This window comes from Enterobacter sp. DTU_2021_1002640_1_SI_PRY_ASU_LCPMC_013 (assembly GCF_032389435.1).
Taxonomy (GTDB): Bacteria; Pseudomonadota; Gammaproteobacteria; order Enterobacterales; family Enterobacteriaceae; genus Enterobacter; species Enterobacter hormaechei_C.
In genome coordinates, this window is the sequence record NZ_CP135594.1 from 2,397,149 (window position 1) to 2,418,087 (window position 20,939).

General features: G+C 53.6%; 20 protein-coding genes. 8 read left to right on the forward strand and 12 right to left on the reverse strand.

Translation table 11 applies throughout. The annotated features are described in order from the left end of the window. Positions 1 to 157: 157 nt before the first annotated feature. The 4 genes from fabI (at position 158) to pdeR (ending at position 6,306) form a co-directional block, all read left to right on the forward strand. Positions 158 to 946 (forward strand): enoyl-ACP reductase FabI, encoded by a 789-nt coding sequence (gene fabI, locus RS584_RS11415; RefSeq protein WP_315749874.1) that lies wholly within the window; start codon positions 158 to 160, stop codon positions 944 to 946. Between the two features lie 154 nt (positions 947 to 1,100). Further along, entirely contained in the window at positions 1,101 to 2,087 is a 987-nt protein-coding gene (locus tag RS584_RS11420; RefSeq protein WP_193042496.1) for a CMD domain-containing protein, read from the forward strand. Between the two features lie 88 nt (positions 2,088 to 2,175). Then, the gene (locus tag RS584_RS11425; RefSeq protein WP_047725973.1) at positions 2,176 to 4,110 is read left to right on the forward strand and encodes an exoribonuclease II; all 1,935 of its coding nucleotides are present in this window, start codon (positions 2,176 to 2,178) and stop codon (positions 4,108 to 4,110) included. A 204-nt stretch (positions 4,111 to 4,314) separates the two neighbouring features. Then, positions 4,315 to 6,306: a cyclic di-GMP phosphodiesterase gene (gene pdeR / locus RS584_RS11430; protein WP_032672072.1), complete on the forward strand. Its 1,992-nt coding sequence runs from the start codon at positions 4,315 to 4,317 to the stop codon at positions 6,304 to 6,306. Here the strand turns inward: pdeR and RS584_RS11435 are convergent. Then, positions 6,303 to 7,172, reverse strand: coding sequence for a crotonase/enoyl-CoA hydratase family protein (locus RS584_RS11435; RefSeq protein WP_017384209.1), 870 nt, complete (start codon positions 7,170 to 7,172; stop codon positions 6,303 to 6,305). The two genes, pdeR and RS584_RS11435, sit on opposite strands and share 4 nt — an antisense overlap. A gap of 191 nt (positions 7,173 to 7,363) precedes the next feature. On the opposite strand from RS584_RS11435, the gene RS584_RS11440 reads away from it, so the two are divergent. From RS584_RS11440 to osmB, 3 genes are all read left to right on the forward strand, one after another. Beyond that, positions 7,364 to 7,546 (forward strand): hypothetical protein, encoded by a 183-nt coding sequence (locus tag RS584_RS11440; protein WP_003856825.1) that lies wholly within the window; start codon positions 7,364 to 7,366, stop codon positions 7,544 to 7,546. Between the two features lie 37 nt (positions 7,547 to 7,583). Further along, positions 7,584 to 8,336, forward strand: coding sequence for a DNA-binding transcriptional regulator YciT (locus RS584_RS11445; protein WP_017384211.1), 753 nt, complete (start codon positions 7,584 to 7,586; stop codon positions 8,334 to 8,336). A 262-nt stretch (positions 8,337 to 8,598) separates the two neighbouring features. Then, positions 8,599 to 8,817 carry an osmotically-inducible lipoprotein OsmB gene (gene osmB / locus RS584_RS11450; protein ID WP_017384212.1) on the forward strand — a complete coding sequence of 73 codons (219 nt, stop codon included), beginning with the start codon at positions 8,599 to 8,601 and terminating at the stop codon, positions 8,815 to 8,817. 103 nt (positions 8,818 to 8,920) lie between these two features. On the opposite strand, the gene yciH is transcribed toward osmB, so the two are convergent. The 5 genes from yciH to pgpB form a co-directional block, all read right to left on the reverse strand. Beyond that, the gene (gene yciH / locus RS584_RS11455) at positions 8,921 to 9,247 is read right to left on the reverse strand and encodes a stress response translation initiation inhibitor YciH (protein WP_047740452.1); all 327 of its coding nucleotides are present in this window, start codon (positions 9,245 to 9,247) and stop codon (positions 8,921 to 8,923) included. Further along, complete coding sequence (gene pyrF / locus RS584_RS11460) at positions 9,247 to 9,984, reverse strand: orotidine-5'-phosphate decarboxylase (protein WP_315749878.1); 738 nt, start codon at positions 9,982 to 9,984, stop codon at positions 9,247 to 9,249. Before pyrF ends, yciH begins: the two co-directional genes overlap by 1 nt. A 184-nt stretch (positions 9,985 to 10,168) precedes the next feature. Next, positions 10,169 to 11,338, reverse strand: a complete 1,170-nt coding sequence (gene lapB / locus RS584_RS11465) for a lipopolysaccharide assembly protein LapB (RefSeq protein ID WP_003856819.1) — start codon at positions 11,336 to 11,338, stop codon at positions 10,169 to 10,171. 6 nt (positions 11,339 to 11,344) lie between these two features. Next, positions 11,345 to 11,653, reverse strand: coding sequence for a LapA family protein (locus RS584_RS11470; RefSeq protein ID WP_003856817.1), 309 nt, complete (start codon positions 11,651 to 11,653; stop codon positions 11,345 to 11,347). Positions 11,654 to 11,801: 148 nt separating this feature from the next. Further along, positions 11,802 to 12,569 (reverse strand): phosphatidylglycerophosphatase B, encoded by a 768-nt coding sequence (gene pgpB, locus RS584_RS11475; protein WP_003856815.1) that lies wholly within the window; start codon positions 12,567 to 12,569, stop codon positions 11,802 to 11,804. 197 nt (positions 12,570 to 12,766) lie between these two features. Between pgpB and ribA the strand changes: the two genes are divergently transcribed. Continuing rightward, positions 12,767 to 13,357, forward strand: coding sequence for a GTP cyclohydrolase II (ribA, locus tag RS584_RS11480; protein ID WP_003856813.1), 591 nt, complete (start codon positions 12,767 to 12,769; stop codon positions 13,355 to 13,357). Between the two features lie 37 nt (positions 13,358 to 13,394). Here the strand turns inward: ribA and acnA are convergent, their stop codons facing one another. The 6 genes from acnA to topA form a co-directional block, all read right to left on the reverse strand. Then, a complete protein-coding gene (gene acnA / locus RS584_RS11485) occupies positions 13,395 to 16,070 on the reverse strand; it encodes an aconitate hydratase AcnA (RefSeq protein ID WP_017693321.1) in 2,676 nt (891 codons plus the stop codon). 164 nt (positions 16,071 to 16,234) lie between these two features. After that, positions 16,235 to 16,333: a small membrane protein YmiC gene (gene ymiC, locus RS584_RS11490; protein WP_032103392.1), complete on the reverse strand. Its 99-nt coding sequence runs from the start codon at positions 16,331 to 16,333 to the stop codon at positions 16,235 to 16,237. A gap of 137 nt (positions 16,334 to 16,470) precedes the next feature. Further along, on the reverse strand, positions 16,471 to 16,635 hold the full coding sequence (locus RS584_RS11495; protein WP_162183706.1) for a hypothetical protein: 165 nt from the start codon (positions 16,633 to 16,635) through the stop codon (positions 16,471 to 16,473). A gap of 8 nt (positions 16,636 to 16,643) precedes the next feature. Further along, positions 16,644 to 16,784: a YmiA family putative membrane protein gene (locus RS584_RS11500; protein WP_213083754.1), complete on the reverse strand. Its 141-nt coding sequence runs from the start codon at positions 16,782 to 16,784 to the stop codon at positions 16,644 to 16,646. A gap of 336 nt (positions 16,785 to 17,120) precedes the next feature. Continuing rightward, entirely contained in the window at positions 17,121 to 18,095 is a 975-nt protein-coding gene (gene cysB, locus RS584_RS11505) for an HTH-type transcriptional regulator CysB (protein ID WP_006810844.1), read from the reverse strand. Positions 18,096 to 18,281: 186 nt separating this feature from the next. Continuing rightward, positions 18,282 to 20,879 carry a type I DNA topoisomerase gene (topA, locus tag RS584_RS11510; RefSeq protein ID WP_017384217.1) on the reverse strand — a complete coding sequence of 866 codons (2,598 nt, stop codon included), beginning with the start codon at positions 20,877 to 20,879 and terminating at the stop codon, positions 18,282 to 18,284. Positions 20,880 to 20,939 lie beyond the last annotated feature (60 nt).

A 20,939-nucleotide genomic window follows, 5' to 3' on the forward strand; every position in this document is an offset into this window, starting at 1 on the left:
CCGTGAGCCCATTCACGGCGCATGAGCGAGAAATATCGTGACACAAGGGGCTGTGAGTGGGCTATAATTTCGAGCTAATTTCGAATGATTTTGAAATACTGCCTGTAACGCTATGAATTACAAGGCAAAATAAGCAATGAATATAAGGATTAAAGCTATGGGTTTTCTTTCCGGTAAGCGCATTCTGGTGACTGGCGTTGCCAGCAAACTGTCCATCGCATACGGCATCGCACAGGCAATGCATCGCGAAGGCGCTGAGCTGGCGTTCACCTACCAGAACGACAAGCTGAAAGGCCGTGTTGAAGAATTTGCCGCGCAGCTGGGTTCCAGCATTGTTCTGGAATGTGACGTTGCACAAGACGAAAGCATTGATGGCATGTTTGCTGAACTGGCAAAAGTATGGCCGAAATTCGACGGTTTTGTTCACTCCATCGGCTTCGCTCCTGGCGACCAGCTGGACGGCGACTACGTGAACGCGGTTACCCGTGATGGCTTCAAAATCGCCCACGACATCAGCTCCTACAGCTTCGTTGCAATGGCAAAATCCTGCCGCGCGATGCTGAACCCGGGCGCAGCCCTGCTGACCCTGTCCTACCTCGGCGCAGAACGTGCTATCCCTAACTACAACGTTATGGGTCTGGCGAAAGCGTCTCTGGAAGCCAACGTGCGCTACATGGCGAACGCGATGGGTCCTGAAGGCGTGCGTGTTAACGCTATTTCTGCGGGTCCAATCCGTACTCTGGCCGCTTCCGGTATCAAAGATTTCCGTAAAATGCTGGCACACTGCGAAGCGGTTACCCCGATTCGTCGTACCGTTACCATCGAAGATGTGGGTAACTCTGCGGCATTCCTGTGCTCTGACCTTTCCGCGGGCATCTCCGGCGAAGTGGTTCACGTTGACGGCGGCTTCAACATCGCTGCAATGAACGAGCTGGAAATCAAATAAGCTTGTCACTCTCTCTTCCCGCCAGGGAAGAGAGTTCCCCCCCACCCCGCCCCTCGTTATTCCGTTCAGCTATTTGTTATCACCTAACAATATTTTTCCCCTCATCCGCCTTACGCCAGGATATTGATCGCCATTTTGAGATCAAGGAACGCCCATGGAACAACGCCGTTTTTCCGGCAAAGGCCACTGGTATCATGAAACCCAGTCGAATCATTCGCAGACGGACGTTCTGCCGCTGGTGCCCGAAGCCGCTAACGTCGACGACCGTTTTTTGCTCGATTTAGCCCTGCCTGAAGACATTCTCGCAAGCTGCGCTGGTTGGCTTACGCCTGCCCGAACCCTGTGTCATCTTTTGTTCCCGCTTGATACTCCCGTGAACCGTCTGCATACGCTCAGCGCCTACGACAGGCTGAGTACGGCATTAACGGTTGCCCAGGCGTGTGGCGTTCAGCGGCTCTGTAACCACTACGCTGCTCTGCTCGCCCCTCTTCCGGGGCCGGACTCCTCCCGGGAAAGCAATCGACGCCTTGCAGAAATTACCCAGTATGCCCGCCAGTTAGCCAGCTCACCCGATGTCATCGATGATAAAGCCCAAAACCAGCTTGATGAGGTTGGACTCACAACGTATGACATTGTGCTTATCAACCAGATCATCGGCTTTGTCGGTTTTCAGGCGCGAGTGGTCGCGGTATTTCAGGCATTGCTTGGCCATCCGGTACGCTGGCTGCCCGGGCACCACATTCAGCCCCATACGCTGCCGGTCAGTTTCAGCAGATGGACCGCCACGCTACCCGCGGTTGAGCTAAAATATGCCAGTGCGCTTCAGCTTGAGGCGCTCTCACGCTGGCAGGCGGAACCGGCGCTTGAAGCGCTTACTCCTGTGCTGTGTCATGAGCCGATGCTGCTTGATCTGACGGGCGAAATTCTGCTTAACCATCCGCGAAGTGAAGGCCCTGCGTCTTCGATGCTTTCAGCCGCTCGTGCGCTGCTCGTCGCCTCTCCGGATCGCTTTAGCGCCGCCCAGTTAACGCCCCTGACCGGGTCAGGACTCTCGCCAGAGAAGGCCATCAACCTGCTTACCCGAGATGCATTTTATGGCTGGCTGGACCGTCTGCGCGTGGCGCTCGGCAAAGAGGAATAACCATACTCTTTACCTAAAGAGCGCTTGCTGTAGCAGTGAGATTCGCGTAAAACTGTCAGCCGCTCAATGGCTACGAAAATAGAACATTATGTTTCAGGACAACCCGCTGCTAGCGCAGCTTAAACAGCAACTGCATTCCCAGACGCCGCGTGCAGAAGGGGTCGTAAAAGCCACGGAAAAGGGCTTTGGCTTTCTTGAAGTTGACGGGCAGAAGAGCTACTTCATTCCGCCTCCTCAGATGAAGAAAGTGATGCATGGCGACCGCATTTCGGCCGTTATTCATACCGAAAAGGAACGAGAGTCTGCCGAGCCGGAAGCACTGATCGAACCTTTCCTGACCCGCTTTGTCGGGAAAGTGCATAAAAAAGACGATCGTCTTTCTGTCGTGCCGGACCATCCTCTCCTGAAAGATGCTATTCCGTGCCGCGCCGCGCGTGGCGTTGAGCATGATTTTGTTGAGGGTGACTGGGCGGTTGCTGAGATGCGCCGTCATCCTTTAAAAGGCGATCGCGGTTTCTACGCCGAGCTTACCCAATACATTACCTTCGGCGACGACCATTTCGTCCCATGGTGGGTGACGCTGGCGCGCCACAACCTCGAAAAAGAAGCGCCTGAGGGCGTGGCGACTGAAATGCAGGACGAAGGTCTGGAACGTCGCGATCTGACGGCACTGGACTTTGTCACCATCGACAGCGCCAGCACTGAGGATATGGACGATGCGCTGTATGCCGAAGAGACAGCCGATGGCAAACTGCATCTGACCGTCGCAATTGCCGACCCTACCGCATGGATTGTCGAAGGCAGCAAGCTGGACGAGATGGCCAAAGTGCGCTCGTTCACCAACTACCTGCCGGGTTTTAACATTCCGATGTTGCCGCGTGAACTCTCCGACGATCTTTGCTCGCTGCGTGCGCACAAAGTACGTCCGGTGCTGGCCTGTCGGATGACCATTGCGGCTGACGGTACCATTGAAGAAGATATTGAATTCTTCGCCGCCACCATCGAATCCAAAGCCAAGCTGGCCTATGACGACGTGTCCGACTGGCTGGAGAACACGGGCAGCTGGAAACCCGAGTCCGACAACATTGCCGCACAAATTCGTCTGCTGCACCGCGTCTGCCTGAGCCGCAGCGAATGGCGTCAAACTCACGCGCTGGTCTTCAAAGATCGTCCGGACTACCGTTTTGTGCTGGGTGAAAAAGGTGAAGTGCTGAATATCGTCGCTGAGCCGCGCCGTATTGCCAACCGCATCGTTGAAGAAGCGATGATATCCGCCAACATTTGTGCCGCCCGCGTGCTGCGCGACAAATTAGGCTTTGGCATTTACAACGTGCACACCGGGTTTGATCCGGCGAACACCGAAGCGCTGGCTGCCCTGCTGAAAACCCATGACGTACACGTCGATCCTGAGGAAGTGCTGACCCTGCAAGGTTTCTGCAAACTGCGCCGCGAGCTGGACGCGCAGCCTTCAGGGTTCCTTGACAGCCGTATTCGCCGCTTCCAGTCCTTTGCGGAAATCAGCACCGAGCCAGGCCCGCACTTCGGCCTTGGCCTTGAGGCTTACGCGACCTGGACCTCCCCGATCCGTAAGTACGGCGACATGGTTAACCATCGTCTGCTGAAAGCGATCATCAAAGGGGAATCTGTTGCCCGCCCACAGGATGATACGACGTTGCAGATGGCAGAACGTCGCCGTCTCAACCGTATGGCGGAGCGTGATGTCGGCGACTGGTTATACGCGCGCTTCCTGAATGATAAGGCAGGGACTGACACCCGTTTCCCGGCTGAAATCATTGACATCAGCCGCGGCGGTATGCGCGTTCGTCTGGTGGATAATGGCGCCGTTGCCTTTATTCCTGCCCCGTTCCTGCATGCCGTTCGCGACGAACTGGTTTGTAGCCAGGAAAACGGGACCGTGCAAATTAAAGGCGAAACGGTTTACAAGGTCACTGACGTGATTGATGTCACCATCGCTGAAGTGCGCATGGAAACCCGCAGTATTATCGCGCGCCCTGTCGCCTGATAACCGCGTAAACTTCCGGCCGTTCCGTTAAGGGGTGGCCGGGAGTTCTCTTCTGTATTATCTCCCGCAAAATCATCGTTTTTTCTCACACTTTTCTGTTTCCCATCGCCACATTTCGCCAGAATTATCTACAGTAAAAGAGAGCCGTCATTGTCGACTGCAAATGAATAATTTGTGCGCTACTCAGCAGCCGCGGGAGAAAACGTGATGGACGATCTGGAGCAGAATTTGCTGTTTCGTTACATGGGTACGCATAGCCCCTGGTGGCGACTGACAGCAGACAGCAATGCTCTTCATCTTGCTGCCAGTGAAAGCGCTGACATCATTCAGGTGGTGGCGCTGAATGATGAGCAGGCCGCGCTAATCCGCCAGCTCACCGTGATAACCTCCAGCATTGCCATGACCCTGCCCTTGTACGGTGTGGACGTTCCCGTTCATCTTGTCGGCCGTAAAATTAACAAAAATGAGTGGGCAGGAACGGCATCAGCCTGGAACGATACTCCTTCCGTGGCGCGGGACCTGGCGCAGGGGCTCTCCTTCGCCGAACAGGTAGTGTCCGAGGCTAACTCCGTGATTGTGATCCTCGACCAGAACGGGAATATTCAGCGCTTCAACCGTTTAAGTGAAGAATATACGGGCCTGAAGGAACAGGAAGTTATCGGGCAAAACGTGTTCAAACTGTTTATGAGCCGTAGCGAAGCCGCGGCCTCCAAACGCAACATCACCGGTTTTTTTCGTAACGGCAGCTCGTACGAAGTTGAACGCTGGATCAAGACCCGCAAAGGGCAGCGCCTGTTTCTCTTCAGAAATAAATTTGTTCACAGCGGCAGCGGGAAAAATGAAATTTTCCTCATCTGTTCAGGTACCGACATAACCGAAGAGCGTCGGGCCCAGGAGCGCCTGCGCGTACTCGCCAATACGGATACGATTACCGGTTTGCCTAACCGAAACGCCATCCATGAGCTGATCTCTGATGCCATCACCGCTCGGGGTGACACCCAGGTAGGCGTGGTTTATCTCGATCTGGATAACTTTAAAAAAGTGAACGATGCCTATGGGCATATGTTTGGCGACCAGCTGCTACAGGCCGTTGCGCTGGCGATCCTGAGCTGCCTGGACGAAGGACAAACCCTGGCGCGCCTGGGTGGGGATGAATTTATCGTGCTAGCCACCGATACCTCGCAGGGCGCGCTGGAAGCCATGGCATCGCGCATACTGACCCGACTTCGTCAGCCTTTCCGCATTGGACTGATAGAGGTTTACACCGGCTGCTCGCTGGGCATCGCGCTTGCGCCCCAGCACGGTAACGATCGCGAAAGCGTCATTCGTAATGCCGACACCGCCATGTACACCGCCAAAGAAAATGGCCGGGGCAAATTCTGCGTCTTCTCGCCAGAGATGAACCAGCGCGTATTTGAATACCTGTGGCTGGATACCAACCTGCGTAAAGCGCTGGATAACGATCAGCTGTTAATCCACTACCAGCCCAAAATAACCTGGCGCGGCGAAGTCAGAAGTCTGGAGGCGCTGGTGCGCTGGCAGTCCCCAGAGCGTGGCCTGATCCCGCCGATGGAGTTTATCTCCTATGCTGAGGAGTCAGGGCTGATTGTGCCCCTGGGCCGCTGGGTTATGCTTGATGTGGTGCGCCAGGTGGCAAAATGGCGCGACAAGGGGATCAACCTTCGCGTCGCGGTCAACGTCTCCGCCCGTCAGTTGGCGGACCAGACCATCTTCAGCGACCTGAAGCAGGCGCTGAAAGACCTGAATTTTGAATACTGCCCGATTGACGTGGAATTGACCGAAAGCTGTCTCATTGAAAATGAAGAGCTGGCCCTGTCAGTGATCCAGCAGTTTAGCCGCCTGGGAGCGCAAATTCACCTGGATGACTTTGGTACGGGGTACTCTTCCCTGTCGCAGCTGGCGCGCTTCCCTATCGATGCCATTAAGCTTGACCAGTCTTTCGTGCGGGACATTCATAAGCAGTCTATTTCACAGTCGCTGGTGCGTGCGATAGTCGCCGTGGCGCAGGCGTTAAATTTGCAGGTCATTGCTGAAGGGGTGGAAAGTGCAAAAGAAGACGCCTTTCTGACGAAGAATGGCGTCAACGAACGGCAGGGTTATCTTTTTGCTAAGCCCATGCCCGCTGCCGCATTCGAGCGATGGCTAAAGCGCTATCAGGCCAGAAATGTCCGTTAGCTGGCTTTGCGTAAGCCCGTCGCCTGATGGCGATTTTGCAGCATAACCAGCCGCTCCATGTAGGCGATATCCTTCGGTTCAAGGCAGAAGGCGGCATCAACCCAATCCTCGGTAATGTCCATCAGCTCGCTTCGCGGAAGTGGCAGCACGCGCGTACGCGCACGCAGCATGGCCCTTACGCCGTTGAGCTTCGGCTGTAGCGTGTCGATAAACGTCCGCACCGAAACATAGCTCTGTAACGGCTCGAATAAGAGATCCACAAGACCATACTGCTCATACCATTCCGCCGTATGCGTCTCACCTTTGTAGATCAGCGCCTCCGCCATTTTCATGCCGGCACGACGCGCCACCAGTGAATAGCCGCCCATGCCCGGGAACAGATTGAACGCGATTTCCGGAAAGCCTAATCGGGCATCGCGCTGGGCCAGAATGAAATGATGCGCCAGCGCGGCTTCAAACCCGCCCCCTAACGCGCTTCCTTCCACCATAGCCAGCGTGACAGCTCCGGTATCAAACCCTCGCGAGGCGGCATGAACGCAGTCCACACAGGCCCGGGCATAGGCGCGTAACGCTTCGCGTCGGTTGTTTTTGATGCACTCAACGAAGAACTGTAAATCACCGCCGGTATTGTAGATGTCGGGGACCAGCGATCCGGTGACCCAAAAATCAACGACAAATCCGGACTGTCGAACCAGCCAGGAGAGATTCATGATCTCCTCGATCAGCGCATGATTGAAGCAAGGCCGTGGCGTGGCACGTAACATCATCCACACCGTACGCCGTTCGGCCTCATAATAAGCCGCCAGTTGAGTGAATCGTTCAGCATCAGTAAACAATGTGCAGGTTGTCTGGTTGATAACTGTCATAGTCGAATTCCTCTTATAAAAAAGCGCGTTGCGCGCAGTTTTAGACTAATCCACCCCTACAACCCGCAGCATACGGGGGCCAAATTTATCACTTTCATTTATGAACTTTGGTTATTGCATTTTTTACCTTCTCTTTTGAATCAATTTTCTGCATCATTGATAATATTAACTTTTCGCTTCAGGGTGAGCTTATGTCTAACATTGATGCAACAGCCGTGGCACAGCGTATTGATACTGTGCTGGATATTCTTGTCGCAGGCGATTATCACTCTGCTATCCGTAACCTTGAAATCCTCAAGTCTGAACTGCTGGCTGAGAACGGCGCTGATAACGCTCCAGAATCCACTCAACCTAAAGCCCCGTGGGAAGTGTAGCCACGTCGTTTCCGCCCTTGCCTTTTAAATGGATGCTATGAATTCCCGACAACAAATCATTTTGCAGATGGTGATCGATCAGGGACGCGTAAGCGTGGTCGATCTCGCTAAAGCCACCGGCGTTTCTGAAGTCACCATTCGTCAGGATCTGAATCTGCTGGAAAAACAGAGCTACCTGCGGCGTGCGCACGGATATGCCGTTCCACTGGACAGCGACGACGTCGAAACCCGCATGATGAACAATTATGCGCTCAAGCGGGAGCTGGCGGAGTTTGCTGCATCCTTAGTGAATAACGGTGAGACCGTCTTTATTGAAAATGGCAGCAGTAATGCCCTTCTGGCGCGCACGCTCGCCGATCAAAAAGACGTTACCATCATCACCGTAAGCAGCTATATCGCCCATCTGTTGAAGGAAACTCAGTGCGAGGTGATACTGCTGGGCGGCATTTACCAGAAGAAAAGCGAAAGCATGGTGGGGCCATTAACGCGTCAATATGTTCAGCAGGTTCACTTCAGTAAAGCATTCATTGGTATTGACGGCTGGCAGCCCGACACCGGCTTTACCGGTCGCGACATGATGCGTTCAGACGTGGTTAACGCAGTGCTCGCCAAAGAGTGTGAAGCGATAGTGCTGACCGACAGCTCTAAGTTTGGCGCCGTACACCCTTATACGATGGGTCCGGCTTCGCGCTTCAGCCGTGTGATTACGGATGAGCGTTTGCGCGATGAATATCGCCAGCAATTAGAACAAGACGGCCTGACTGTCGATATTGTGAAAAAAACGGCCTGATTATCCTGCTGCGCCCGAATAATGGGCGCACTTAAACCTTTCTCTGAGAGTATTCTGACCCTGCCTTTAAGAGTTTTTACCTGTTGAAACCGTTCTAAACACGTAAAATTAATATTAGCGATATAACAGGAAGTGACTATCACCTGCGTGATGATGAAACACCTGCGCGACCAGCTTTCACGGGAACAGAATTTAAGTATGGATATTGTCTATACTTAAAGTGCATTCCTTTCCGTGAATCGATAATTCAGGAGAAAGTATTATGACCTTTACCAGCAAAAAATTAGCCGCCGCTGTTCTGGCAATCACTGTAGCAATGTCCCTGAGCGCTTGCTCTAACTGGTCTAAACGTGACCGTAACACCGCGATTGGTGCCGGTGCTGGTGCGCTTGGTGGTGCAGTATTAACGGATGGTAGTACGCTGGGTACATTAGGTGGTGCTGCCGTAGGTGGTGTTATCGGTCACCAGGTGGGCAAATAATCACCACAACGGCTCTCACCGGTATAATAATATATTTTGTATTTTCAGGTCTGACTTACGCACGTAAAAAAAGAGCCACGGCAATGTCCGTGGCTCATTTATTTTAGCCGCCCGCCAGTTTGACTTTCATACCTTTGGCTTCCAGCAGCGTTTTAATTAAATCCCGTTTATCGCCCTGAATCTCAATAATGCCGTCTTTTACTGCCCCACCGCATCCGCACTTCTTTTTAAGCTCAGCGGCGAGTTTTACCAGGTCTGCATCATCCAGGTCAATGCCGGTGATAAGGCAAACCCCTTTCCCTTTTCTGCCGCTGGTCTGGCGCTGAATTCGTACGATACCATCGCCTTTCGGACGTTCAGCTTTCTCTTTTGGCTCTTCAATGCGCCCGGTATCCGTTGAATAGACCAGACGACTGTTGGCGTCACGCATTATGCCCCCTTTTTCAGTGATGCATTAATCGCTTTCAGGGTCTTTGCCGGATGAGCGGATTGCGTCACCGGGCGACCAATCACCATATAGTCTACACCCGCGCTCAGCGCCTGCTCTGGCGTCATGATGCGTCGCTGATCCCCAGACTCGGTGCCTGCCGGACGGATACCTGGCGTTACCAGTTTAAAGTCGCGGCCTAGCACAGATTTGAAGCGAACCGCCTCCTGAGCCGAACAGACCACGCCATTGAGACCACACTGTTGCGTGAGGCGCGCCAGACGCTCCGCGTGTTCGGCAGGTGACAACGTCACACCCAGATCGCGCAGGTCGGATTCATCCATACTGGTCAGCACGGTGACAGCGATTAGAAGCGGAGCGTCATTGCCAAACGGCACCAGCGCTTCGCGCGCAGCCGTCATCATGCGTGCCCCGCCGGATGCATGAACGTTAACCATCCACACGCCCAGTTCAGCCGCCGCAGCTACGGCGTGCGCAGTGGTATTCGGAATATCATGGAATTTCAGGTCGAGGAAAACGTCGAAGCCACGCTGGTGCAGATCGCGGACGATTTGTGGGCCGAACAGCGTAAACATCTCTTTGCCTACTTTCAGACGGCAGTCGCGGGGATCAATGCCATCAACAAAGGCCAGTGCGGCGTCACGGTTATTGTAATCCAGAGCAACAACTACGGGAGAATCGGTAACTACGCGGGAAGTGGAGGATGTAACAGACGTCATGACCAGCCCTTTTCGTCTATGGGCGCGCAGCGGCGCGGAACAGATAAACGGCGTGCATTCTACCTGCCCTCGGGGTAAATGAACAGAATCGAATGATTTTCCTGCCGAACCCCAGACCGCACGGTGCTGACGAAATCACTGCAACCATTAGTATGTTGTAACTAAAATGCGGCGTTTTAAAAAATCACTGCCCGTCCAGACCTCGGATTGGCTTAATGGTGGACCACGCCCGGCAGGAAGGGCAATGCCAATAAAGCGAATAGGCGGTGAAGCCGCATTTCTGGCAGCGATAGCGCGGTTTGCTCCGCACCTGTTCACCCACCATGTCTCGCAGCACCATCAGGCTCTCTTTAGCACGCCCTTCTTCTGCGTCATTAAGGTGGTAATCCATCAGCTTATGGAATACCCGCATGGTAGGATGACGCTGCAACTGACGGGTAATGTAAACCTGGGCGGTATCACTCCCTTCGTGCTCTTCAACGACGTCGGATAGCATCAGTTCGGCTGTGGCACCGGTGTTTTCTTCAACGCAGCGACGCAGAAACGCAACCCACTCGTCCTGCTTACCTAACTGCTGATAGCAGGTTTGCAGCATTTCCAGCGTTTCGCTGACCAGCTCTTTGTCCTGATCGATAACGCGAAGCAGGCTCTCCACGGCTTTGGCGTAATCACCGTTAGCCATAAAGACCCGCCCCATCATGATCGAGATGCGCGCGCTGTTGCGATCGGCCGCGGCGCCTTTCTTTAACAATGCCATGGCTTTATCCATGTCATCGCTACCCATCTGCTGGAGAGCCAGCTCGCAATAGAAGTGGGCAATTTCGACGCGCTGTTTGTCTTTGCCGAGTTTGACCAGCCGTTCGGCGGTATCAATCGCTTTTTGCCAGTCGCTGGTGGCCTGATAGATTTGCAGAAGCTGCTGAAGCGCACCGATACGGAAGTCCGTCTCATCCACCAGCTGAGAGAACATATCCTCGGCGCGATCGTAAAGCCCCGCGGCCATGTAATCCCGCCCAAGCTGCTGCACGGCCAGCAACCGTTGCTCATAGGTCAACGAAGCGCTTTCCATCAGGGTCTGGTGGATACGAATGGCACGGTCAACCTCTCCGCGCGAGCGGAACAGGTTTCCCAGGGTGAGATGCGCCTCAACGGTGCCGGTATCCTCTTTAAGCATGTCGAGGAACAGATCCACCGCTTTGTCCTGCTGATTGCTCAGCAGGAAGTTCACCCCCGCTACGTAGTCACGGGAGAGTCGGTTTGCTTCATCCTGTTTTGTTTGTTGCGCGCTTCTGCGGCCCATATACCAGCCATAGGCTGCGGCGACAGGCAAAAGCAGAAACAACAACTCCAGCATATTCGATTATTCCTTGACTACCGGCACACCAGAGCTCGCCGGAATGTCAGACGCAGGCGTAAGTTGATGTTCAAGTCGTTTAATTTTACGTTCAGCGCGAACAAGAGAAACACGAACTTTAAGCCAGAACAGGCCGCATACAAGCCAGCCGATGACAAAACCCGCCGCGAATAACACCGCCAGCAGGCTCGACACCCGGTACTCGCCCTGCGCCAGCAGATAGTTAAAACTTACCTGTTGATCGTTTTGCGCGCCCAATGTGACTGAAATGACAAAAATCGCCAACACCAGTAAGAAAATGAGTAAATATTTCACATGACTTCCCGTTATGTGGTTCGAGCGTATAAAGCGTGTTCAACTCACTGCAATCAGCCTTATAAGCTACCATTTTAGTGGCGGGCGCGAAATGGAAAAAGTAACGCGCCCTACATGGATTTATGGTCAAAATGCGGAATATCAACCTTCAGGTTCCGCCAGACTCCCTTTCGGCTATTTCTTCCTTCTCTTCCGGCGGCGGCGTCAATGGTCCACAAAAACGTTGTGCAAGCCAGGTCGCCAGCGTCACCAGTACCCACGAGATCAGCGTTGCCACCACCAAATCACGCGGCCAGTGCATCCCCAGCAGCATCCGGCTGCCCATTACGCCTGTCGCCCAGACCAGCAAAATCGCAATCGTGAGGGTACGCCGACGCGGCCACAGCAGTCCCACGCCAAGTAGCGCCCAGCTGGCAGCAAACATCGTATGCCCGGAAGGAAACGCAAAGCCGGTCTCTTTTTGCCAGTGTTTGCGTAAAAAGGTCGGGATATCCTGCTGTTCTGCAAGCTGCTCCTTTACCAACGCACCGCGATCTTTACGCTTTAAATTGTAGAACTCATCCACCGGAACATGATGCGTTTTTTCCAGCCAGACGACGAAAGGACGGGGTTCCTGCACGCGATCCTTGACCCACGACTTCACCCCTTGCCCGATAAGTATGGCGCCGCCGAGAATAGCGAACAGTACCAGCGCCGCGCGAAGGCGAAAGCGCAGGCACCACAGGAACCAGCCACAGAGCAGCACGTGCGTAATAATCCCCCACGGCTGGGTGACCGTCTCGGTTATCCAGTATAAGGCTTTCAGCCACGTCTCGTTTTGTCCGGGCTGCCACATCCAGCCGGAGAACCAAACGACCAGGGGTATAACGAGCAATACGGCGGCACCTGCGGCCGTTCGTCTGGCAATTGAAAGCATGTCCTCTCCTTTTTCACTAAGCACCACAATCATAACTGAATTTCATCATTCTGGTGGATATGTCGGATTGTGCGTTTAACGTTTGTAAAGCGTGGTGGTGATTAGGTGAAGTTGCCGGGCTTGTGGCAAAATAGTCCGATACAGAAAGCATAATGGGGCAAAGGCACGAAACGTGTCAGCCTGGTCTGGAGAATCACATGCAGCTTAAACGTGTGGCAGAAGCCAAACTGCCAACCCCATGGGGCGATTTCCTGATGGTGGGTTTTGAAGAACTGGCAACCGGGCAAGATCACGTCGCCCTGGTTTTCGGCGACATTTCGGGGCAAACGCCGGTGCTGTCCCGCGTTCATTCAGAGTGTCTGACCGGTGACGCGCTGTTCAGCCTGCGGTGCGACTGCGGTTTTCAGCTTGAAGCCGCCCTTTCTCATATCGCAGAGGAAGGTCGTGGCGTTCTGCTGTATCACCGTCAGGAAGGACGCAATATCGGCCTGCTGAATAAAATCCGCGCCTACGCGTTGCAGGATCAGGGCTACGATACCGTCGAAGCGAACCATCAGCTCGGCTTTGCTGCTGACGAGCGCGATTTCACCCTGTGCGCGGATATGTTCAAGCTGCTGGGCGTTGACGAAGTGCGTCTGTTGACCAATAACCCGAAAAAAGTGGAAATCCTCACTGAAGCGGGCATCAATATTGTGGAACGCGTACCGCTGATTGTCGGCCGCAACCCAAAAAACGCGCACTACCTCGATACCAAAGCTGCCAAAATGGGGCATCTGCTGAGCGAGTAAACGCAAAACGCCCGGCACATGTGCCGGGCGAGTTTTATCAGTCCAGCATCTTACGAATTACATAATGTAAAATGCCGTCGTTCTGGTAATAGGTCAGCTCTGTTGCCGTATCAATACGACACCGGCAATCCAGCACTTCTGTCGTTCCATCTGCGCGCGTTAACTTCACCGGAACGGTTTTACCCGGTTGCAGATTTTGCAGACCGCTGATATCAATCTGCTCTTCCCCGGTCAAACCCAGCGTTTTACGCGTTACGCCCTGCGGAAACTCCAGCGGCAGGATCCCCATCCCGATCAGGTTTGAGCGGTGGATACGTTCAAAGGATTCGGCAATCACCACGCGAACCCCGAGCAGACGCGGACCTTTTGCCGCCCAGTCGCGACTGGAACCGGAGCCGTACTCTTTACCGGCAATAACGGCCAGCGGCGTACCCTGCTGCTGATACTTCATGGCTGCGTCATAAATTGAAATGACCTCTGTATCCGGCAGGTGGCGCGTCATACCCCCTTCCACGCCTGGGACCATTTCATTGCGAATGCGGATGTTGGCAAAGGTCCCGCGCATCATCACTTCGTGGTTACCGCGGCGCGAACCGTAGGAGTTGAAATCGCGACGTTCCACGCCACGACTTTGCAGATACCGACCTGCCGGACTGTCCGCCTTAATGCTCCCCGCCGGAGAGATATGGTCGGTGGTGACGGAATCGCCCAGCATCGCCAGAATGCGCGCGCCGTGAATATCTTTCAGCGGTGCAGGCTCCGCCAGCATTTCGTCGAAGAATGGCGACAGGCGAATATAGGTGGAATCATCCTGCCAGTCATAGGTATCGGACCCCACCACGTCGATCGCTTTCCATTCCGCTGTGCCTTCGAACACCTCCGCATACTCTTTGCGGAACATCTCGGTGGAAACTTTCTCTACCGCGCGCGCAATTTCGCGCGATGATGGCCAGATGTCTTTCAGATAGACCGGTTCATTTTTGCGATCGTGACCAATCGGATCGGTCGCCAGGTTAATGTTCATGTTTCCGGCCAGCGCATAGGCTACAACCAGCGGCGGCGAGGCCAGCCAGTTGGTTTTCACTAGCGGATGAATACGCCCTTCAAAGTTTCGGTTACCGGAAAGTACCGCGCCAACGGTCAAATCCCCCTGCTTGATCGCCATTTCAATAGGTTCAGGCAGTGGACCAGAGTTACCGATGCAGGTCGTACAGCCGTAGCCCACCAGGTTAAAGCCCAGCTCGTCGAGGTAAGGCGTGAGTCTGGCCTGTGCCAGGTAATCGGATACCACTTTCGAACCAGGCGCCAGGGAGGCTTTAACCCAAGGCTGTGGTTTGAGCCCCAGCTCTACCGCTTTTTTTGCCAGCAGCCCGGCAGCCATTAACACACTCGGGTTGGACGTGTTGGTACAGGAAGTGATAGCGGCGATCACCACGGCGCCGTCAGGGAGCTGATACTGATGCCCGTTCAGAACATAGTCCACCGGACGGTGATCTTTTTGTGCGGCGTTAACTTCCAGCTCATTGCTGGCGGCAAAGGCTTTCGGAACGTTGCTCAGGGCGACGCGGTCCTGCGGACGTTTTGGCCCTGCGAGGCTTGCCTCAACGGTGCCCATATCCAGCTCCAGCGTACTGGTAAATACCGGCTCGTCACCCGGGTTACGCCACATGCCCTGCGCTTTGGTATAAGCCTCAACGAGAGCCACCTGCTCCTCGCTGCGACCACTGAGGCGCATATACTCCAGCGTAACGCTATCAATCGGGAAAAAGCCGCAGGTCGCGCCATATTCCGGTGCCATGTTGGCGATGGTGGCCCGGTCCGCCAGCGGCAGTGAATCCAGACCATCGCCATAAAATTCAACGAACTTACCCACCACGCCATGCTTACGCAGCATCTGGGTGACCGTCAGAACCAGATCCGTGGCGGTAATGCCTTCGGACAATTTACCGGTCAGCTTAAAGCCCACCACATCGGGAATGAGCATTGATACCGGCTGGCCGAGCATGGCCGCTTCCGCTTCAATACCACCGACGCCCCAGCCCAGAACGCCAAGGCCGTTAATCATGGTGGTGTGTGAATCGGTGCCCACCAGCGTATCAGGGTAAGCTACCCACTCTTTATCCTGCAATTCACTCCAAACGGCTTTGCCGAGATATTCCAGGTTGACCTGGTGACAAATGCCGGTGCCCGGTGGAACAACGCTGAAGCGGCTGAACGCCTGCTGACCCCATTTCAGAAAAACGTAGCGTTCATGGTTACGTTCCATCTCCAGACGGACGTTTTCGCCGAAAGCATCGTCGTCACCAAAGTGATCGACGGTGACGGAGTGGTCAATGACGAGGTCTACCGGGGACAAGGGGTTAACCTTAGCCGTATCGCCCCCGAGACGCTTAACGGCTTCACGCATGGCAGCTAAATCCACCACCGCTGGCACGCCGGTGAAATCCTGCATCAGCACTCTGGCCGGGCGATAGGCAATTTCTCTGTCTGCATGAGCATTTTTCAGCCACCCTGCCAGAGCCTGGATATCCTCCTCGGTAACCGAGTCGCCATCCTGCCAGCGCAAGAGGTTTTCCAGTAAGACTTTCAACGACTTGGGTAACCGCGAAATGTCCCCAAGCGTTCTGGCAGCCAGCGGTAAGCTGTAGTAGCGCCAGGTTTTATTTTCCGCCTGTAATGTGTCCTTACTGGCTTCGCGTAGGGTTAACGACATAAGCTCCTCCTTAAAAACAGGGATGTCCTGACAATCATCAGGGCTGTAATTAAAGATAACACAAAGATGTCGTAACGTTTTGATAACAACCCAAATTGATAAATTTAGGAATGGTCCAACGCGAGGGATAAAACAAAAACCCCGCCGTGGCGAGGTTTTACGATTTAGTGCAAGGCCAGCCAGAGGAGCTGACACCAGAAGAGGATCGACGCTGAGAATACGCCGAGCCATGACCAGTATTTTACGGTTGTCATGTTATTCATCATAGGGACACCAGACTTTAATTATTTAAGGTTGCGAGGTCTGCCCTCGTTCTATATTGCTGATGTGTATTTATTAAGGAGTACAAAAGTGCACAGTCTATATTCAGACTATTTGCATCATTACGCAAAAATCAAAATTATTGTTTTTTGGGTTCGTCTTCCGCGAACACATCAATAAAGGCCTGCTGCTGCGGCGTCAGTTTCCAGGAAGCTGGCACGCTGGTTGCTGGCGCCTTACGGGCTTTGTGAGCATTGTCACGAAGCTGACACATCTCTTTTCTCGCTTCTGTACGCACCGTCATGACCATAATCAACCCCAGTAATTCCAGACAAGAAGAGCAACCACCACCCAGAACAGGGCAGAGCCAAGAAAGACCGCCAGCCAGGCTTTACGCTTAAGCGCGGGATCCCTTTGCGGTTCTTCACTTCCTGACGGCATTGCTAACCTCATACAATCGATATCGCTTATCATTTAGAGACCAAACAATTGGCACAAGTAATCATCTGATGAGATAAATCCTAAAGAAACTTTAGCCGAAAAGCCAGTGAATTTACGTATCCGAGCCCGGGAAAATTCAATCTTTTGACCAGAAATAAATAATTGAAAAGAATAATTTGCACAGCTGTAAATTAGTTTCTACTTTTGTCGCAAATTTGCGACAGTAAAACCATAGTCATCAAATGGGTTATGACGATATATGACAGTGGGCGTAGATGATGATAATTCTAATTCAGGTTTAAAGCGGAATGACGGTATCTTTCCCCAAGAGAAAGATACCGGGAGTGATTATTTGGCGGGAAGTTTAATGTCTTTAAACATCTCTTCGATGTCTTCATTGGAGCGTAACGCCACAGCTGTATCCACCACATCGCGCGTTAAATGTGGCGCAAAGCGTTGAATAAAATCATACATATAGCTGCGCAGGAACGTGCTGCGACGAAAACCTATCTTGGTGGTGCTGTGACTGAAAATATCATGCGCATCCAGACGCACCAGATCCGGGTCTGAGACAGGATCCACCGCCATGCTGGCAATAACCCCAACGCCCAGGCCCAGACGCACATACGTTTTTATGACGTCCGCATCCGTCGCCGTAAAGACAATCCGTGGCGTTAATCCGGCGCGGTTAAACGCGGTGTCCAGTTCAGACCGGCCCGTAAAGCCGAACGTATAGGTCACCAGCGGGTATTGCGCCAGTTCTTCGATTGTCACTTCGCCCTTCCCCGCCAGCGGGTGATCCGGGGTCACGACAATAGAGCGGTTCCAGTGGTAGCACGGGAGCATAACCAGATCATCGTACAGATGGAGCGCTTCCGTCGCGATAGCGAAGTCTGCATTGCCTTTAGACACGGCCTCTGCGATTTGCGTCGGTGAGCCCTGATGCATATGCAGGGAAACGCGGGGATAGCGTTCTATGAAGCCTTTGATCACCCCGGGAAGCGCATAACGCGCCTGTGTATGCGTGGTGGCAATATACAGAGAGCCTTTATCCGGCCAGGTATGTTCCCCGGCGACGGATTTAATGGCGTCGACTTTGGAGAGCACTTCCCGTGCGATGCGTATGATTTCCTGTCCTGCCGGGGTGACCTGAGTCAGGTGCTTACCGCTGCGGGCAAATATCTGAATACCTAACTCATCCTCCAGCATACGCACCTGCTTACTGATGCCGGGCTGAGAGGTATAAAGACCTTCTGCGGTGGAAGAGACATTGAGGTTATGATTGACGACCTCAACGATATAGCGAAGCTGCTGTAATTTCATGCCAGACCATCCGATTTAGCGCATGCGTCAATCGCTTAAGACGATTTGATAATAAGAAACGGGTTAACTATAACCACTATATCATTTATAGCCAGGCTGTATAGTACGGAACAAAAAATAATAACTACGTAATAAAAAAGGGCCGGAAGTCCGGCCCTTTTACAGGTAAGTTACGGTAAGGGAAGATTATTTCTTGCCTTCAACCCATTTCCCGTCGACGAAGAAGGCTGACCATCCGGTCGCTTTGCCCTCTTTCTCTGCCGCCACGTACTGCTGCTTCGTTTTACGGCTGAAGCGCACCACGGTTTTGTTGCCTTCCGGATCCTGCTGTGGCGCATCGGCCAGGTAACGCAGTTTCTCCGGCAGACGGTCGCGGAAGCGGTACAGCTCTTCTACCAGCGGCGCACGAGTTTCGCGCGATTTCGGGAAGGTGTTGGCCGCCAGGAATACCCCGGCAGCGCCGTCACGCAGCACGAAATACGCGTCTGACTTCTCGCACGGCAGCTCAGGAAGCGGAACCGGATCTTCCTTTGGCGGCGCAACTTCACCGTTACGCAGGATCTTACGCGTGTTTTTACAGTCGTCGTTGGTGCATGCCATGTACTTACCGAAGCGTCCCATTTTCAGATGCATTTCGGAACCACATTTCTCACACTCAACGATTGGACCGTCATAGCCCTTAATACGGAACTCACCTTCTTCAATCTCATAACCATCGCAGGTCGGGTTATTGCCACAAACGTGCAGTTTGCGTTTTGGATCGATCAGGTAGCTGTCCATCGCCGTGCCGCATTTCTTACAGCGGCGTTTGGCGCGCAGTGCGTTGGTCTCCGCATCGTCACCTTCCAGCACGTTGAGAACTTCGTTCTCCGGCACGAGGTTGATGGTGGTTTTGCAACGCTCTTTCGGCGACAGCGCATAGCCAGAGCAACCGAGGAACACGCCCGTGGTCGCGGTACGGATCCCCATTTTACGGCCGCAGGTTGGGCAGTCGATGCTGGTCAGGACCATCTGGTTAGGCAGCATGCCGCCCTCTTCAGGATCTTTCTCGGCTTTCTCAAGCTGATTGGTAAAATCGCTGAAGAAGCTGTCGAGAACTTTCTTCCACTCTGCCTTATGGCTGGCAACCTCATCGAGGCTGTCTTCCATCTGCGCGGTGAAGTCATAGTTCATCAACTCACGGAAGTTCGCTTCCAGACGGTCGGTGACAATCTCACCCATTTTTTCAGCATAGAAACGACGGTTCTCGACGCGAACGTATCCACGATCCTGAATGGTCGAAATGATTGACGCATAGGTGGACGGGCGACCAATGCCGCGTTTTTCCAGCTCTTTCACCAGCGATGCTTCGCTGAAGCGCGCAGGTGGCTTGGTGAAGTGCTGAGCCGGGACCAGATCAACCAGCGACAGCTCGTCACCTTTGTTGACTGAAGGCAGCGTTCTGTCTTCATCACCTTTACGCAACGCTGGCATCACTTTTGTCCAGCCGTCGAAGCGCAGAATGCGGCCGCGCGCTTTCAGGCGGAAATCACCCGCGCCGACGGTCAGCGTGGTGGAGTCGTATTTCGCTGGCGTCATCTGGCAGGCTACGAACTGGCGCCAGATCAGCTGATACAGCTTCTGGGCGTCCGCTTCCATATCTTTCAGCGATTCAGCCAGAACGGAAACGTCAGAAGGACGAATCGCTTCGTGCGCTTCCTGAGAATTCTCTTTGCTGGCGTACTGATTAGGCCCGTCCGGCAGGTATTTCTTACCGAAGTTGTCCTCGATATAGCCACGCACCATGTTGACAGCGTCCTGGCTCAGGTTGGTGGAGTCAGTACGCATGTAGGTGATGTAACCCGCTTCATACAAGCGCTGGGCCATCATCATGGTTTTCTTCACGCCGTAACCCAGACGGGTACTTGCCGCCTGCTGGAGAGTTGACGTGATAAACGGTGCGCCAGGCTTGCTGCTGGTTGGTTTATCTTCACGATCCAGAACCTGATAACGCGCTTTTTCCAGCAGCGCCACGGCGGCCATGGTCTGATCGCGATTTTCAGGACGGAACGGTTTGTCGTTGTGATGGCTCACCTGCAACGGCAGCGCATCGCCGCCCGGCGTGGTGACATTCGCATCCACTTCCCAGAACTCTTCCGGGACGAACGCTTTGATCTCGCGTTCACGCTCAACAACAAGACGAACAGCCACAGACTGCACACGCCCCGCAGACAGGCCGCGAGCGACCTTTTTCCACAGCAACGGCGAGACCATGTAGCCTACAACGCGGTCCATAAAGCGACGCGCCTGCTGAGCGTTAACACGGTCGATATTCAGTTCACCCGGCTTTTCAAACGCCTGACGAATCGCATTCTTTGTAATTTCGTTGAACACTACACGGCTGTAGCGTTTGTCATCACCCCCGATCACTTCCCGCAGGTGCCATGCAATGGCCTCTCCTTCGCGGTCAAGGTCGGTTGCGAGATAAATGTGGTCTGCTTTTTCAGCAAGCTGTTTCAGCTCGTTAACGACTTTTTCTTTGCCTGGCAGCACTTCGTAATGTGCATCCCAGTTGTGCCATGGGTTAACACCCATGCGGTTGACAAGCGCGCTACGTTCATCCTTTTTAGGCTTTTTAGCCCCTTTGGTGGAGGTAGAGTCTGCGCTCTTTTTGCTGGCTGAGCCACTGGTCGGCAAATCGCGAATGTGACCAACGCTGGACTTAACCACGTAGTCATTGCCCAGATATTTATTGATCGTTTTGGCTTTTGCCGGGGACTCAACGATGACGAGAGCTTTACCCATATTCACCTTTACCTAATTTAATTCTTCCAGGAATACGCCGCACGTTGATTTCCCTTCCGC

Coding starts and splice junctions, on each gene's coding strand:
- yciH (WP_047740452.1), bottom strand. CDS start 9,247: ATGCGTGACGCCAACAGTCGTCTGGTCTATTCAACGGATACCGGGCGC.
- RS584_RS11445 (WP_017384211.1), top strand. CDS start 7,584: ATGAATTCCCGACAACAAATCATTTTGCAGATGGTGATCGATCAGGGA.
- cysB (WP_006810844.1), bottom strand. CDS start 18,095: ATGAAATTACAGCAGCTTCGCTATATCGTTGAGGTCGTCAATCATAAC.
- osmB (WP_017384212.1), top strand. CDS start 8,599: ATGACCTTTACCAGCAAAAAATTAGCCGCCGCTGTTCTGGCAATCACT.
- ribA (WP_003856813.1), top strand. CDS start 12,767: ATGCAGCTTAAACGTGTGGCAGAAGCCAAACTGCCAACCCCATGGGGC.
- lapB (WP_003856819.1), bottom strand. CDS start 11,338: ATGCTGGAGTTGTTGTTTCTGCTTTTGCCTGTCGCCGCAGCCTATGGC.
- fabI (WP_315749874.1), top strand. CDS start 158: ATGGGTTTTCTTTCCGGTAAGCGCATTCTGGTGACTGGCGTTGCCAGC.
- RS584_RS11500 (WP_213083754.1), bottom strand. CDS start 16,784: ATGAGGTTAGCAATGCCGTCAGGAAGTGAAGAACCGCAAAGGGATCCC.
- RS584_RS11425 (WP_047725973.1), top strand. CDS start 2,176: ATGTTTCAGGACAACCCGCTGCTAGCGCAGCTTAAACAGCAACTGCAT.
- RS584_RS11420 (WP_193042496.1), top strand. CDS start 1,101: ATGGAACAACGCCGTTTTTCCGGCAAAGGCCACTGGTATCATGAAACC.
- ymiC (WP_032103392.1), bottom strand. CDS start 16,333: ATGAATAACATGACAACCGTAAAATACTGGTCATGGCTCGGCGTATTC.
- RS584_RS11435 (WP_017384209.1), bottom strand. CDS start 7,172: ATGACAGTTATCAACCAGACAACCTGCACATTGTTTACTGATGCTGAA.
- pyrF (WP_315749878.1), bottom strand. CDS start 9,984: ATGACGTCTGTTACATCCTCCACTTCCCGCGTAGTTACCGATTCTCCC.
- pgpB (WP_003856815.1), bottom strand. CDS start 12,569: ATGCTTTCAATTGCCAGACGAACGGCCGCAGGTGCCGCCGTATTGCTC.
- acnA (WP_017693321.1), bottom strand. CDS start 16,070: ATGTCGTTAACCCTACGCGAAGCCAGTAAGGACACATTACAGGCGGAA.
- topA (WP_017384217.1), bottom strand. CDS start 20,879: ATGGGTAAAGCTCTCGTCATCGTTGAGTCCCCGGCAAAAGCCAAAACG.
- RS584_RS11440 (WP_003856825.1), top strand. CDS start 7,364: ATGTCTAACATTGATGCAACAGCCGTGGCACAGCGTATTGATACTGTG.
- RS584_RS11495 (WP_162183706.1), bottom strand. CDS start 16,635: ATGACGGTGCGTACAGAAGCGAGAAAAGAGATGTGTCAGCTTCGTGAC.